The 15,394-nt window shown below is 58.2% G+C and carries 13 protein-coding genes; all 13 read left to right on the top strand.

Annotated features, from left to right (window positions below):
- The first annotated feature begins 255 nt into the window (after positions 1-255).
- The 13 genes from ilvI to murG all read left to right on the top strand — a co-directional run bounded on the left by ilvI (position 256) and on the right by murG (position 15,393).
- Positions 256-1,980 (top strand): acetolactate synthase 3 large subunit, encoded by a 1,725-nt coding sequence (ilvI, locus tag NWP14_RS24290; protein WP_095103784.1) that lies wholly within the window; start codon positions 256-258, stop codon positions 1,978-1,980.
- A gap of 2 nt (positions 1,981-1,982) precedes the next feature.
- Positions 1,983-2,474 (top strand): acetolactate synthase small subunit, encoded by a 492-nt coding sequence (gene ilvN, locus NWP14_RS24285; RefSeq protein WP_041144039.1) that lies wholly within the window; start codon positions 1,983-1,985, stop codon positions 2,472-2,474.
- Positions 2,475-2,655: 181 nt separating this feature from the next.
- Entirely contained in the window at positions 2,656-3,660 is a 1,005-nt protein-coding gene (cra, locus tag NWP14_RS24280) for a catabolite repressor/activator (RefSeq protein WP_095103783.1), read from the top strand.
- Positions 3,661-4,297: 637 nt separating this feature from the next.
- Positions 4,298-4,756, top strand: coding sequence for a division/cell wall cluster transcriptional repressor MraZ (gene mraZ / locus NWP14_RS24275; RefSeq protein ID WP_041144041.1), 459 nt, complete (start codon positions 4,298-4,300; stop codon positions 4,754-4,756).
- 1 nt (position 4,757) lies between these two features.
- Positions 4,758-5,699 (top strand): 16S rRNA (cytosine(1402)-N(4))-methyltransferase RsmH, encoded by a 942-nt coding sequence (gene rsmH, locus NWP14_RS24270; protein ID WP_095103780.1) that lies wholly within the window; start codon positions 4,758-4,760, stop codon positions 5,697-5,699.
- The gene (gene ftsL, locus NWP14_RS24265) at positions 5,696-6,061 is read left to right on the top strand and encodes a cell division protein FtsL (protein ID WP_004857854.1); all 366 of its coding nucleotides are present in this window, start codon (positions 5,696-5,698) and stop codon (positions 6,059-6,061) included. Before rsmH ends, ftsL begins: the two co-directional genes overlap by 4 nt.
- 15 nt (positions 6,062-6,076) lie before the next feature.
- Positions 6,077-7,843: a peptidoglycan glycosyltransferase FtsI gene (locus NWP14_RS24260; protein WP_041144043.1), complete on the top strand. Its 1,767-nt coding sequence runs from the start codon at positions 6,077-6,079 to the stop codon at positions 7,841-7,843.
- Positions 7,830-9,317, top strand: coding sequence for a UDP-N-acetylmuramoyl-L-alanyl-D-glutamate--2,6-diaminopimelate ligase (gene murE / locus NWP14_RS24255; RefSeq protein ID WP_375216121.1), 1,488 nt, complete (start codon positions 7,830-7,832; stop codon positions 9,315-9,317). Before NWP14_RS24260 ends, murE begins: the two co-directional genes overlap by 14 nt.
- A complete protein-coding gene (gene murF, locus NWP14_RS24250; protein WP_375216120.1) occupies positions 9,314-10,672 on the top strand; it encodes a UDP-N-acetylmuramoyl-tripeptide--D-alanyl-D-alanine ligase in 1,359 nt (452 codons plus the stop codon). Before murE ends, murF begins: the two co-directional genes overlap by 4 nt.
- On the top strand, positions 10,666-11,748 hold the full coding sequence (gene mraY / locus NWP14_RS24245) for a phospho-N-acetylmuramoyl-pentapeptide-transferase (protein WP_095103777.1): 1,083 nt from the start codon (positions 10,666-10,668) through the stop codon (positions 11,746-11,748). The genes murF and mraY overlap by 7 nt, the downstream gene beginning before the upstream one ends.
- Before the next feature lie 2 nt (positions 11,749-11,750).
- Entirely contained in the window at positions 11,751-13,067 is a 1,317-nt protein-coding gene (gene murD / locus NWP14_RS24240; RefSeq protein ID WP_375216119.1) for a UDP-N-acetylmuramoyl-L-alanine--D-glutamate ligase, read from the top strand.
- A complete protein-coding gene (ftsW, locus tag NWP14_RS24235) occupies positions 13,067-14,326 on the top strand; it encodes a cell division protein FtsW (RefSeq protein WP_095103774.1) in 1,260 nt (419 codons plus the stop codon). Before murD ends, ftsW begins: the two co-directional genes overlap by 1 nt.
- Complete coding sequence (murG, locus tag NWP14_RS24230) at positions 14,323-15,393, top strand: undecaprenyldiphospho-muramoylpentapeptide beta-N-acetylglucosaminyltransferase (RefSeq protein ID WP_095103773.1); 1,071 nt, start codon at positions 14,323-14,325, stop codon at positions 15,391-15,393. Before ftsW ends, murG begins: the two co-directional genes overlap by 4 nt.
- Position 15,394 lies beyond the last annotated feature (1 nt).

The following is a 15,394-nucleotide window of genomic DNA, read 5'->3' as shown; positions in this document are numbered from 1 at the left end:
ATTTGTCCGAGTAATGATTTGCGCCATTTACTGTCGGTGAAGTTTTCCACCTGATTTTTTATTAAATCCTCTTTTTTATTCTTTTAATACTTCTCGCGTACCCGCGGCGGCTAATTGCCTGCCCGTTAGCGACCAGTTATGGTAAAGGCAGGCAGTCAATTCACCTCAATGCGAAGACGAGATTCTGCGCATTTGTGCGAACGCGCGGAAATTGAATTCCGCTGTCGTTAAAAACAATAAGCCGGGAGGCAAACCATGGAGATGTTGTCAGGAGCCGAGATGGTCGTCCAGTCGCTTGTCGATCAGGGCGTCAAGCAAGTATTCGGTTATCCCGGGGGGGCGGTCCTCGATATCTATGATGCGTTACATACCCTCGGCGGTATCGATCATATTTTGGTCCGCCACGAGCAGGCCGCGGTACATATGGCGGACGGCCTCGCCCGCGCCACGGGGGAAGTCGGCGTCGTGCTGGTGACTTCCGGGCCCGGCGCAACGAACGCCATTACCGGTATTGCGACGGCTTACATGGACTCTATCCCTCTGGTGATCCTCTCCGGGCAGGTGGCGACTTCCCTGATTGGCTACGACGCTTTCCAGGAGTGCGACATGGTCGGTATTTCCCGGCCGGTGGTAAAGCACAGCTTCCTGGTTAAGCAAACTGAAGATATCCCCGGCGTCCTGAAGAAAGCCTTCTGGCTGGCGGCCAGCGGCCGTCCTGGCCCGGTTGTCGTCGATCTGCCGAAAGATATCCTCAACCCGGCGAACAAGCTGCCGTACGTATGGCCGGATGCGGTCAGCATGCGCTCCTATAATCCGACGACCAGCGGGCATAAAGGACAGATTAAACGCGCTCTGCAGACGCTGATCGCGGCCAAACACCCGGTGGTGTACGTGGGCGGCGGGGCGATTAACGCCCAATGCGAAGAGCAGCTGTATCGTCTGGTGGAAAAACTTAATCTGCCGGTCGTTTCGTCGCTGATGGGGCTGGGGGCTTTCCCGGCTACGCACCAGCAGGCGCTGGGCATGCTGGGTATGCACGGCACCTACGAAGCCAACATGACGATGCATAATTCCGACGTGATTTTTGCCGTTGGCGTCCGCTTTGACGATCGCACGACCAACAATCTGGCAAAATATTGCCCGAATGCCACGGTGCTGCATATCGACATCGATCCGACGTCAATTTCGAAAACGGTGCCGGCGGACGTGCCGATCGTTGGCGATGCTCGTCAGGTGCTGGAGCAGATGCTGGATCTGCTGGAGCAGGAAGAGGCGCAGCAGCCGCTGGATGAGCTCCGCGACTGGTGGCGGCAGATCGAGCAGTGGCGCGCGCGTCACTGCCTGCAATACGATACGCAAAGCGGCAAGATCAAACCGCAGGCGGTAATCGAGACCATCTGGCGTCTGACCAACGGGGATGCCTACGTCACCTCCGACGTTGGCCAGCATCAGATGTTCGCCGCGCTCTATTATCCCTTTGATAAGCCAAGACGCTGGATCAACTCCGGCGGCCTGGGCACGATGGGCTTCGGCCTGCCTGCGGCGCTCGGCGTGAAGATGGCGCTGCCGGAGGAGACCGTTGTTTGCGTCACCGGCGACGGCAGTATTCAGATGAATATCCAGGAGCTGTCCACCGCGCTGCAGTATGAACTGCCGGTTCTGGTGCTGAACCTCAATAACCGCTATCTCGGGATGGTGAAGCAGTGGCAGGACATGATTTACTCCGGCCGTCACTCGCAGTCGTACATGGAGTCACTTCCGGATTTTGTCCGCCTGGCAGAAGCGTATGGTCACGTAGGGATTCGCATCAACGAGCCGCAGGAGCTTGAGCCGAAGCTGGCTGAAGCGCTGGAACAGGTGCGTAATAATCGTCTGGTCTTCGTCGATGTAACTGTCGACGGCAGCGAGCACGTGTATCCGATGCAGATCCGCGGCGGCGGGATGGACGAGATGTGGTTGAGCAAAACGGAGAGAACCTGATTATGCGCCGGATATTATCGGTATTACTGGAAAACGAATCGGGCGCCTTATCGCGCGTTATTGGTCTCTTTGCGCAGCGTGGGTATAACATTGAAAGCCTGACGGTGGCACCTACAGACGACCCGACGCTCTCGCGGATGACGATTCAGACCGTGGGTGATGAGAAAGCGATTGAGCAGATCGAGAAGCAGCTGCATAAGCTGGTGGACGTGCTGCGGGTCAGCGAGCTTGGACAAAACTCGCACGTTGAGCGCGAGATTATGCTGGTGAAGGTGCAGGCCAGCGGCTTTGGCCGCGAAGAGGTCAAGCGCAACACCGAGATCTTCCGCGGGCAGATTATTGATGTCACCCCGTCTATCTACACCGTTCAGCTGGTTGGCACCAGCGATAAGCTGGATGCATTCATCGCCTCGCTGCGTGACGTCGCGAGAATAGTTGAAGTTGCTCGCTCTGGCGTCGTTGGCCTGTCGCGCGGCGATAAAATAATGCGCTGAGTCGCTGAAAATGACGTAAAAATAGCCCGGCACAAACTGTCGGGCTATTTTTTTGCGAAATCGGTAGGAACTGGAGATAAAACCGGTTGCTGTGCTAACTGTTCTGCGTTTAGATGTTATGAAAATGAATCCATACCTGAAGAAAGGTTATGTTCTGTACTAAATTACCCAAGGGGCAATTGTGAAACTGGATGAAATCGCCCGGCTGGCCGGTGTCTCGCGAACCACCGCTAGCTATGTGATTAACGGTAAAGCGAAGCAGTACCGCGTGAGCGATAAAACGGTCGAAAAGGTGATGGCTGTGGTTCGTGAACACAACTATCATCCGAATGCGGTCGCTGCCGGCCTGCGTGCAGGACGCACGCGATCTATTGGTCTGGTCATTCCGGATCTGGAAAATACCAGCTATACCCGCATTGCTAACTACCTCGAGCGGCAGGCGCGCCAGCGCGGCTATCAGCTGCTGATCGCCTGTTCGGAAGATCAGCCAGATAACGAGATGCGCTGCATTGAGCATCTGCTGCAGCGCCAGGTCGATGCCATTATCGTTTCGACCTCATTACCGCCTGAGCACCCGTTCTATCAGCGCTGGGCCAACGATCCTTTCCCGATTGTTGCGCTCGATCGCGCGCTCGATCGTGAACACTTCACCAGCGTGGTGGGCGCCGATAGGGACGATGCGGAAATGCTGGGCGCCGAGCTGCGTAAATTCCCTGGCGACAGCGTGCTGTATCTTGGCGCTCTGCCGGAGCTGTCGGTGAGCTTCCTGCGCGAGCAGGGCTTCCGGACCGCGTGGCAGGACGATCCGCGTGAGGTGCAGTACCTCTACGCTAACAGCTACGAGCGCGAAGCGGCGGCTCAGCTGTTCGAGAAGTGGCTGGAAACGAATCCGATGCCGCAGGCGCTGTTTACCACCTCGTTCCCGCTGCTGCAGGGCGTGATGGACGTGACGTTGCGTCGTGAAGGCAAGCTGCCATCCGAGCTGGCGATTGCGACTTTCGGCGATAACGAACTGCTGGATTTCCTCCAGTGTCCGGTGCTGGCAGTGGCCCAACGCCACCGCGATGTTGCCGAACGCGTGCTGGAGATTGTCCTCGCCAGCCTCGACGAACCGCGCAAGCCAAAGCCTGGCCTAAGCCGGATTCGCCGGAATTTGTATCGCCGCGGGAGCCTGAACCGTCGTTGAATATTTCCGGCAGGAGGCTGCCGGGATAATTCTACCGCTCGCCAGACGGACGCGCGTCTGGCGATAATCCATACAAATTGCCTTAAAAATGCAAAACTGAATATCTTTCAGACAAATCCCTAAACTTCTTTACGTATTATTTTGTTTTATTCTGGAGCAGGGCCTTTCTTGCATCTGCTGGGTATAAGAAAAGATGTCCCCGCCGATATTTGTATTATTTTGTTACATTCACTAAGTTAATCGCTGAATTAACACTCATTTTATCGCAAACAATACCCACAATCTTCTCCACCCCGCGACAAGAGAGCCTCTCCGGTGACAACCGGCACTGTTAACGGGCATCAGAATCGCCTAAAATGCCGCTCGCGTCGCAAACTGACACTTTATATTTTCCCGCCGAAGATATTTTGTTGCTTTTAACTGTTACGAATTTGTTGGTTGTTTTCTTACACGTATTCATGACGTTAATTTGCCTCGTTTGTTGATGATTTTATCATCAGGCCTAATATCGGCTGCAAATAATGGGTTTTTAAGCTTCGTTGGTATTCGTGCTGGCTTGACAAGCTTTTCCTCCGCTCCGTAAACTCCTTCTGGTGGGAATTTGTGGGGTAAAGTGGCGAAAAGGGGTGAGGCTGGCATGTTCCGTGGGGCAACGTTAGTCAATCTCGACAGCAAAGGCCGTCTGGCCGTACCGACGCGTTACCGCGACGGGCTGATTGAGAGCGCTTCCGGTCAATTGGTTTGCACCATTGACATTCATCACCCGTGCCTGCTGCTTTACCCCTTGCCTGAATGGGAAATCATCGAGCAAAAATTGTCGCGTTTATCGAGCATGAATCCCGCTGAGCGGCGCGTACAGCGTCTGCTTCTGGGACATGCCAGCGAATGTCAGATGGATAATGCCGGGCGGCTATTGATCGCACCGGTGTTACGGCAGCATGCCGGGCTGACAAAAGAAGTGATGCTGGTCGGGCAGTTCAATAAGTTTGAGCTGTGGGATGAAACGACCTGGTATCAACGGGTCAAGGAAGATATCGACGCTGAGCAGTCCGCAACCGGGGAACTGCCGGAGCGACTGCAGGATTTGTCTTTATAAAATGATGGAAAATTTTAAACATACTTCGGTACTTCTGGATGAAGCCGTTAACGGCCTGAATATTCGCCCGGATGGTATCTACATTGATGGCACTTTTGGTCGCGGTGGTCACTCGCGCCTGATCCTCTCCCGGCTGGGAGCGGAAGGCCGCCTGCTGGCAATCGATCGCGATCCGCAGGCGATCGCCGTGGCGAAGACCATCGATGACCCCCGTTTTTCCATCGTACATGGACCTTTTTCTGCGCTTGCAGATTATGTTAGTGAGCGCGAACTGACGGGCAAGATCGACGGTATTCTTCTCGATCTTGGCGTCTCGTCACCTCAGCTTGATGACGCGGAACGCGGCTTCTCGTTTATGCGCGACGGCCCGCTGGATATGCGCATGGATCCGACGCGCGGCCAGTCGGCCGCCGAATGGCTGCAGACGGCCGAAGAGGCCGATATCGCCTGGGTTATTAAAACCTTTGGCGAAGAGCGCTTCGGTAAGCGCATCGCGCGCGCCATCGTTGAGCGCAACCGCGTTGAGCCCATGACCCGCACGAAAGAGCTGGCGGAAGTGGTGACGGCGGCGACTCCGGTGAAGGATAAATTCAAACATCCCGCGACCCGTACCTTCCAGGCGGTGCGCATTTGGGTGAACAGTGAACTGGAGGAGATAGAGCAGGCGCTAAAAAGCTCGCTCAGCGTGCTGGCCCCGGGCGGGCGGCTTTCTATCATCAGTTTCCACTCGCTGGAAGACCGTATTGTGAAGCGCTTTATGCGTGAGCAAAGCCGCGGTCCGCAGGTTCCGGCAGGGCTACCGATGACTGAAGAGCAGCTTAGTAAACTGGGCGGCCGTGAGCTGCGAGCATTAGGCAAGTTGATGCCGGGCGAAGAAGAGGTGGCAGAGAATCCACGCGCCCGTAGTTCAGTTCTGCGCATTGCAGAGAGGACGAACGCATGATCGGCAGAGTGACAGAAGCCTTAAGCAAAGTTAAAGGATCGTTAGGAAGCAACGAGCGCCATGCCTTGCCTGGCGTTATCGGGGACGATCTTCTGCGGTTTGGGAAGCTGCCACTCTGTCTGTTCATTTGCATCATCATTACGGCAATTACGGTGGTCACGACGGCGCACCATACCCGTTTGTTAACCGCCCAGCGCGAACAGCTGGTTCTGGAACGTGACGCGCTGGATATTGAATGGCGCAACCTGATCCTCGAAGAGAACGCCTTGGGCGATCACAGTCGGGTTGAGCGGATCGCGACCGAGAAGTTGCAGATGCAACATGTCGATCCATCACAAGAAAATATCGTTGTACAAAAATAAGGATTATTGCGACGCATGAAAGCAGCGCCGAAAACGCCAAGACCAAAACGTCAGGAAGAACAGGCCAACTTTATCAGTTGGCGTTTTGCGTTGCTGTGCGGCTGTATTCTGCTGGCTCTGACTTTCCTGCTGGGCCGCGTGGCGTGGCTCCAGGTTATCAGTCCGGACATGCTGGTGCGTCAGGGCGATATGCGCTCCCTGCGCGTACAGGAAGTGTCTACCGCGCGCGGGATGATTACCGACCGCTCGGGCCGCCCGCTGGCGGTGAGCGTGCCGGTGAAGGCTATCTGGGCCGATCCGAAAGAGCTGCACGATGCCGGCGGCGTCACTCTCGACAATCGCTGGAAAGCGCTGGCGGACGCGCTGAATATGCCGCTGGATCAGCTGGCGTCGCGCATCAATACCAACCCGCGGATGCGCTTTATCTATCTGGCTCGCCAGGTCAATCCTGATATGGCCGATTACATCAGGAAGCTTAAGCTGCCGGGGATCCACCTGCGCGAAGAGTCGCGCCGTTACTACCCGTCAGGCGAAGTCACCTCTCACCTTATCGGTTTTACCAACGTCGATAGCCAGGGTATTGAGGGCGTTGAGAAGAGCTTTGACAAGTGGCTTACCGGCCAGCCCGGCGAGCGTATCGTGCGTAAAGACCGCTATGGCCGCGTCATTGAGGATATCTCTTCCACCGACAGCCAGGCCGCGCATAACCTCGCGCTGAGCATCGACGAGCGCCTGCAGGCGCTGGTTTATCGCGAACTCAACAACGCGGTGGCGTTTAACAAGGCGGAGTCGGGAAGCGCGGTGCTGGTTGATGTCAGCACCGGCGAAGTGCTGGCGATGGCCAACAGCCCGTCCTACAACCCGAATAATTTCTCCGGCACGGCAAAAGATATCATGCGTAACCGCGCCATCACCGACGTCTTCGAACCGGGTTCAACGGTGAAGCCGATGGTGGTGATGACGGCGCTACAGCGCGGGATCGTCAATGAAAATACCGTGCTGAACACCATTCCTTACCGTATTAACGGCCACGAAATTAAAGACGTGGCGCGCTATAGCGAATTGACCCTGACCGGGGTACTACAGAAGTCGAGTAACGTCGGTGTTTCCAAGCTGGCGTTAGCGATGCCGTCCTCAGCGTTAGTAGATACTTACTCACGTTTTGGGCTCGGAAAAGCGACCAATTTGGGGTTGGTCGGAGAACGCAGTGGCTTATACCCTCAAAAACAACGGTGGTCTGACATAGAGAGGGCCACCTTTTCTTTCGGCTATGGGCTAATGGTAACTCCGTTACAGTTAGCGCGAGTCTACGCAACGATCGGCAGCTACGGCGTTTATCGCCCGCTGTCGATTACTAAAGTTGATCCACCGGTTCCGGGCGAGCGAGTCTTCCCGGAACCTCTCGTTCGTACCGTGGTGCACATGATGGAAAGCGTGGCGCTGCCGGGCGGCGGCGGCGTGAAGGCGGCGATTAAGGGCTATCGCATCGCGATCAAAACCGGTACGGCGAAAAAAGTGGGGCCGGACGGCCGCTACATCAATAAATATATTGCTTACACCGCAGGCGTTGCGCCCGCCAGCCACCCGCGTTTCGCGCTGGTGGTGGTGATCAACGACCCGCAGGCGGGTAAATACTACGGCGGCGCCGTTTCCGCGCCGGTCTTCGGTGCCATCATGGGCGGCGTTCTGCGCACCATGAACATCGAACCGGATGCGCTGGCAACGGGCGAAAAAAGTGAATTTGTGATTAATCAAGGCGAGGGAACAGGTGGCAGATCGTAATTTGCGCGACCTTCTCGCTCCGTGGGTGCCAAATGCGCCGGAGCGAATTCTGCGAGAGATGACGCTGGACAGCCGGGTGGCTGCTTCCGGGGATCTCTTTATCGCGGTATTAGGTCATCAGGCGGACGGGCGTCGTTATATCCCGCAGGCGATAGCGCAAGGTGTTGCTGCCATTATAGCTGAGGCCAAAGATGAGGCTGGCGACGGTGAAATCCGTGAAATGCACGGCGTGCCGGTCATTTATCTTAGCCAGCTCAACGAGCGCCTGTCGGCGCTGGCCGGGCGTTTTTACCATCAGCCTTCGCAGCAGCTGCGCCTGATCGGCGTAACCGGGACCAACGGCAAAACCACCACCACTCAGCTACTGGCTCAGTGGGGCCAACTGCTCGGCGAAACCAGTGCGGTCATGGGTACGGTAGGCAACGGCCTGCTGGACAAGGTTATCCCGACGGAAAATACCACCGGCTCTGCGGTAGACGTTCAGCACGTGCTGTCCGGTCTGGCAGGGCAGGGCGCGACCCTGGCGGCGATGGAGGTTTCTTCCCACGGCCTGGTTCAGCACCGCGTAGCCGCGCTGCAGTTTGCCGCCTCGGTGTTTACCAACCTGAGCCGCGATCACCTGGACTATCACGGTGATATGGCGCACTACGAAGCGGCGAAATGGCTGCTCTATTCCACCCACCACTGCGGTCAGGCGATCGTCAACGCCGATGATGAAGTGGGCCGCCGCTGGCTGGCGAAGCTGCCGGATGCGGTTGCGGTATCGATGGAAGACCATATTAATCCGAACTGCCACGGCCGCTGGCTGAAGGCAACCGCGGTGAGCTATCACGACAGCGGGGCGACCGTTCAGTTTGATTCCAGCTGGGGCAAGGGCGAAGTCGAAAGTCGCCTGATGGGCGCCTTTAACGTCAGCAACCTGCTGCTGGCGCTGGCTACCCTGCTGGCGCTGGGCTATCCGCTGGCCGAGCTGCTGAAAACGGCCTCTCGTCTGCAGCCGGTTTGCGGGCGCATGGAAGTCTTTAGCGCGCCGGGCAAAGCGACCGTGGTGGTGGATTACGCTCATACGCCTGATGCGCTTGAAAAAGCGCTGCAGGCCGCGCGTCTGCACTGCAACGGCAAGCTGTGGTGCGTATTTGGCTGCGGCGGCGATCGCGATAAGGGCAAACGTCCGCTGATGGGCGCTATCGCCGAAGAGTTCGCCGATATCGCCGTTGTCACTGATGATAACCCGCGTACCGAAGAGCCTCGCGCCATTATCAACGATATCCTGGCCGGCATGCTTGATGCCGGGCACGCGAAGGTGATGGAAGGTCGGGCGGAAGCGGTGACCAATGCCGTTATGCAGGCGAAAGAGGGCGACGTGGTGCTGGTCGCGGGTAAAGGCCACGAGGATTACCAGATTGTCGGCAACCGCCGCCTGGACTACTCCGATCGCGTTACCGTCGCGCGCTTACTGGGGACGGTAGCATGATTCGCTTTACGCTCACTCAGCTTGCCGACATCGCCAGCGGCGAACTGCACGGTAGCGATCTGGCCATCGATGAGGTCACATCGGATACCCGCAAAATAACGGCGGGCTGCCTGTTTGTAGCCCTCAAAGGCGAGCGCTTCGACGCTCACGACTTTGCTGCGCAGGCAAAACAGGCGGGCGCCGGCGCGCTGCTGGTCAGCCGCAGGCTGGAGTGCGATTTACCCCAGGTGGTGGTGAAAGATACTCGCCTGGCTTTCGGTGAGCTGGCCGCGTGGGTTCGCCAGCAGGTACCGGCGCGCGTGGTCGCGCTGACCGGCTCCTCCGGAAAAACCTCGGTGAAAGAGATGACCGCGGCGATCCTCGGACAGTGCGGCACCACGCTGTATACCGCCGGCAACCTGAATAACGATATTGGCGTGCCGATGACGCTGCTGCGCCTGACTCACGAGCACCGGTATGCGGTGATTGAGCTGGGCGCCAACCACCAGGGCGAAATTGCCTGGACCGTTAATCTGACGCGTCCGGAAGCCGCGCTGGTGAACAACCTGGCCGCCGCGCATCTTGAGGGCTTCGGCTCGCTGGCGGGCGTGGCGAAAGCGAAAGGCGAAATCTTTACCGGCCTGCCGGCAAACGGCATCGCCATTCTCAACGCCGACAATAACGACTGGCTGAACTGGCAGAGCGTCATTGGCGATCGTAAGGTTTGGCGCTTCTCGCCAAACGCCGCGAACAGCGACTTTACGGCGACCAATATTCATGTCACCAGCCACGGTACGGAATTTACCCTGCAAACCCCAACGGGGAGCGTGGATGTTCTGCTGCCGCTGCCGGGCCGCCATAATATCGCCAACGCGCTGGCCGCAGCCTCGCTGGCAATGGCGGTCGGCGCTGATTTAGCCGCGGTGAAAGCCGGGCTGGCTCAGCTTACCGCGGTGCCTGGGCGCCTGTTCCCGATCCGGCTTACGGAAAATCAGCTGCTGCTTGATGATTCCTATAACGCCAACGTCGGGTCGATGACCGCCGCGGTGCAGGTACTGGCTGAAATGCCGGGCTACCGGGTGCTGGTGGTCGGCGATATGGCCGAGCTCGGCGCGGAAAGCGCCGCCTGCCATCGTCAGGTTGGCGAAGCGGCGAAGATTGCAGGACTCGATCGGGTACTGAGCGTCGGCGCGCTGAGCGCTGATATCAGCTCCGCCAGCGGCGTGGGCGAGCACTTTAGCGATAAATCCGCGCTGGCGACTCGTCTGCGCGAGCTTATCGCAGAGCATAAAATTTTGACCATTTTAGTGAAGGGTTCACGTAGTGCCGCCATGGAAGAGGTAGTACGCGCATTACAGGAGAATGGAACATGTTAGTATGGCTGGCCGAACATTTGGTCAAATATTATTCAGGCTTTAACGTCTTTTCCTACCTGACGTTTCGCGCCATCGTCAGCCTGCTGACCGCGCTGTTCATCTCTTTGTGGATGGGCCCGCGTATGATCGCTCGTCTGCAAAAACTCGCTTTCGGCCAGGTTGTCCGCAACGACGGTCCGCAATCTCACTTCAGCAAACGCGGTACGCCGACCATGGGCGGGATCATGATCCTTACCGCGATTGTGGTATCGGTCCTGCTGTGGGCTTACCCCTCTAACCCGTACGTCTGGTGCGTTCTGACGGTGCTGATAGGTTACGGCATCATTGGCTTCGTTGATGACTATCGCAAGGTGGTACGCAAAGACACCAAGGGCCTGATTGCCCGCTGGAAATACTTCTGGATGTCGGTGATTGCGCTGGGGGTTGCCTTTGCGCTGTATATGGCCGGGAAAGACACGCCGGCCACCCAGCTGGTGGTGCCGTTCTTCAAAGACATCATGCCGCAGCTGGGGCTGCTGTACATTCTGCTGGCCTACTTTGTGATTGTCGGTACCGGCAACGCGGTTAACCTCACCGATGGCCTCGACGGTCTGGCGATTATGCCCACCGTATTTGTTGCCGCCGGTTTCGCGCTGGTGGCGTGGGCGTCGGGCAACATGAACTTCGCCAACTACCTGCATATTCCCTATCTGCGTCATGCCGGCGAACTGGTTATCGTCTGTACGGCAATTGTTGGCGCGGGCCTTGGCTTCCTGTGGTTTAACACCTATCCGGCTCAGGTCTTTATGGGCGACGTGGGTTCGTTGGCCCTCGGCGGCGCGCTGGGCATCATTGCCGTGCTGCTGCGTCAGGAATTCCTGCTGGTTATTATGGGTGGCGTTTTTGTTGTTGAGACCCTGTCGGTCATTCTGCAGGTCGGCTCCTTCAAGCTGCGCGGCCAGCGCATCTTCCGAATGGCGCCGATTCATCACCACTATGAACTGAAAGGCTGGCCGGAACCGCGCGTGATCGTGCGCTTCTGGATTATTTCGCTGATGCTGGTGCTGATTGGCCTGGCGACGCTGAAGGTACGTTAATCATGGCAGATTATCAGGGTAAGAAAGTCGTCATTATTGGGCTGGGTATGACCGGCCTGTCTTGCGTGGACTTTTTCATGGCCCGCGGCGTGACGCCGCGCGTCATGGATACTCGCGCTGCGCCTTCAGGCCTGGATAAGCTGCCGGAAGAAGTGGAGCGCTACGTTGGCGGCCTGAACGAGGATTGGCTGCTGGCGGCCGATCTGATCGTGGCAAGCCCGGGTATCGCCCTGGCGCACCCCTCTCTGAGCGCGGCGGCGGATGCCGGCGTGGAAATCGTTGGCGACATCGAGCTGTTCTGCCGCGAGGCGCAGGCGCCGGTTGTGGCGATTACCGGTTCAAACGGTAAAAGCACCGTCACCACCCTGGTGGGTGAAATGGCGAAAGCGGCCGGCGTAAACGTCGGCGTCGGCGGCAATATTGGCCTGCCGGCCCTGATGCTGCTGGATGCTGAACGCGAACTGTATGTTCTGGAACTTTCCAGCTTCCAGCTGGAAACCACCTCCAGCCTGCGGGCGGTTGCCGCGACGATCCTCAACGTGACCGAAGATCATATGGACCGCTATCCGCTAGGCCTGCAGCAGTATCGGGCGGCCAAACTGCGCGTTTATGAAAATGCGAAGAGCTGCATCGTGAATGCTGATGACGGATTGACGATGCCGGTGCGCGGCGCCGATGACCGCTGCATCAGCTTTGGCGTGGACGTCGGCGACTACCACCTCAACCGCCAGCAGGGAGAAACCTGGCTGCGGGTGAAAGGTGAGAAAGTGCTGAACGTCAAAGAGATGAACATCACCGGCCAGCATAACTACAGCAATGCCCTGGCGGCGCTGGCGCTGGCGGATGCCGCAGGCCTGCCGCGGGCCAGCAGCCTCAAGGCGCTGACTACGTTTACCGGTCTGGCGCACCGCTTCCAGCTGGCGCTGGATCATAACGGCGTGCGCTGGATTAACGATTCCAAAGCCACCAACGTTGGCAGCACCGAAGCGGCGCTGAACGGTCTGCATCTGGACGGTACGCTATATCTGCTGCTTGGCGGTGACGGCAAATCCGCTGATTTTGACCCGCTGAAGCGTTATCTGGCCGGCGACAATATCCGCCTCTACTGCTTCGGTCGCGACGGCGAGCAGCTGGCGGCGCTGCGCCCTGAGGCGGCGACGCAGACGGAAACCATGGAGCAGGCGATGCGTCAGATTGCGCCGCTGCTGAAGCCGGGCGATATGGTGCTGCTGTCACCGGCCTGCGCCAGCCTCGATCAGTTTAAAAACTTCGAACAACGGGGGGATATCTTTACCCGCCTGGCGAAGGAGTTAGGCTGATGCGTCTATCCCTCCCGCGCCTGAGAATGCCCCGACTGACGCTGCCGCGTTTGCCGGGAATGCGTATCTTCTCCTGGCTGTTTGCCGCGCTGAAGGGCTGGGTGATGGGCTCGCGGCAGAAAGATAACGACAGCCTGGTGATGTATGACCGGATGCTGCTGTGGCTGACGTTTGGCCTGGCGGCGGTCGGCTTCATCATGGTGACCTCGGCCTCGATGCCGGTTGGTCAGCGTCTGGCGAACGATCCCTTTCTGTTTGCCAAGCGCGACGGACTCTACATTCTGCTGGCGCTGGGGCTCGCGCTGGTGACCCTGCGCCTGCCGATGGTGTTTTGGCAGCGGCACAGCACCGCGATGCTGATCGCCTCGATCGTGATGCTGCTGATCGTGCTGGTGGTCGGGAGTTCGGTAAACGGGGCATCGCGCTGGATTGCGCTGGGCCCGCTGCGTATTCAGCCTGCGGAGTTTACCAAGCTGTCGCTGTTCTGCTACATCGCCAACTACCTGGTACGTAAAGGCGATGAGGTGCGCAATAACCTGCGCGGCTTCCTGAAACCGATGGGCGTGATTTTCGTGCTGGCGATTCTGCTGCTGGCGCAGCCGGACCTCGGAACGGTGGTTGTGCTGTTTGTCACGACCCTGGCGATGCTGTTTCTCGCCGGCGCTAAGCTGTGGCAGTTCATTGCCATTATCGGCATGGGGATCTCGGCGGTGGTGCTGCTGATCCTCGCCGAACCGTATCGTATTCGCCGCGTAACCTCCTTCTGGAACCCGTGGGAGGATCCGTTTGGCAGCGGCTACCAGCTAACCCAGTCGCTGATGGCCTTTGGTCGCGGCGAAATGTGGGGGCAGGGCTTAGGCAACTCGGTACAAAAGCTGGAGTATTTGCCGGAGGCGCACACTGACTTCATCTTCGCCATCATCGGCGAAGAACTCGGTTATATCGGTGTGGTACTGGCCCTTTTAATGGTATTCTTCGTCGCTTTTCGCGCCATGTCCATTGGCCGCAAAGCGCTGGAGATTGACCACCGTTTCTCCGGCTTTCTGGCCTGTGCGATCGGTATCTGGTTTAGCTTCCAGGCGCTGGTTAACGTCGGCGCGGCTGCGGGCATGCTGCCGACCAAGGGCCTGACGCTGCCGCTTATCAGCTACGGTGGTTCCAGCTTGCTGATTATGTCGACGGCCATCATGTTGCTGTTGCGTATTGATTATGAAACGCGTCTGGAAAAAGCGCAGGCGTTTACACGGGGTGTTCGATGAGCGGTCAGGAAAAGCGGTTAATGGTGATGGCGGGCGGTACCGGCGGGCATGTGTTCCCGGGGCTGGCGGTCGCGCACCATTTAATGGACCAGGGCTGGCAGGTTCGCTGGCTGGGTACCGCCGATCGTATGGAAGCGGACTTAGTGCCAAAGCACGGTATTGAGATAGATTTTATCCGCATCTCCGGCCTGCGCGGCAAAGGCCTGAAGGCGCAGCTGCTGGCGCCGGTACGTATTTTCAACGCCTGGCGTCAGGCGCGCGCGATTATGCAACGTTTCCAGCCGGACGTCGTGCTGGGGATGGGCGGATACGTGTCCGGCCCCGGCGGGCTGGCGGCGTGGTCGCTGGGTATTCCGGTGGTGCTGCACGAACAGAATGGTATTGCCGGCCTGACCAATAAATGGCTGGCAAAAATTGCGAAGAAAGTGATGCAGGCGTTTCCCGGCGCGTTCCCCCACGCTGACGTGGTGGGCAACCCGGTACGTACCGATGTGCTCGCGCTGCCTCTGCCGGAGCAGCGGCTGTTTGGGCGTCAGGGGCCGACCCGCGTTTTAGTGGTTGGCGGCTCGCAGGGCGCGCGCGTATTGAACCAGACCATGCCGCTGGTGGCCGGGAAGCTGGGCGGCGCGGTGACCATCTGGCATCAGAGCGGTAAAGGCGGCCAGCAGACGGTACAGCAGGCTTACGCCGATGCCGGGCAGCCGCAGCACAAGGTGACCGAATTTATTGATGATATGGCGGCGGCGTATGCCTGGGCCGATGTGGTGGTATGTCGCTCCGGTGCGCTGACGGTGAGCGAAATTGCCGCCGCAGGATTACCGGCGCTGTTTGTGCCGTTTCAGCACAAGGATCGCCAGCAGTACTGGAACGCGCTGCCGCTGGAGAAAGCGGGAGCCGCGAAAATTCTCGAACAGCCCCAGTTCACGGTTGACGCCGTGGCGCAAACCCTGGCCGGCTGGGATCGGGAAACGCTGCTGGATATGGCGGAACGAGCGCGTAGAGTCTCGATTCCGGATGCTACCGAGCGGGTAGCGGAAGAAGTGAGCGCTGCAGCACTGGCGCGCTAAT

Origin of the sequence: Klebsiella sp. C349492 (genome assembly GCF_042055345.1) — a bacterium.
Classification (GTDB): domain Bacteria; phylum Pseudomonadota; class Gammaproteobacteria; order Enterobacterales; family Enterobacteriaceae; genus Klebsiella; species Klebsiella scottii.
Note: the sequence above shows the minus strand (reverse complement) of the source record. Positions and strands in the feature narration are given on the sequence as shown.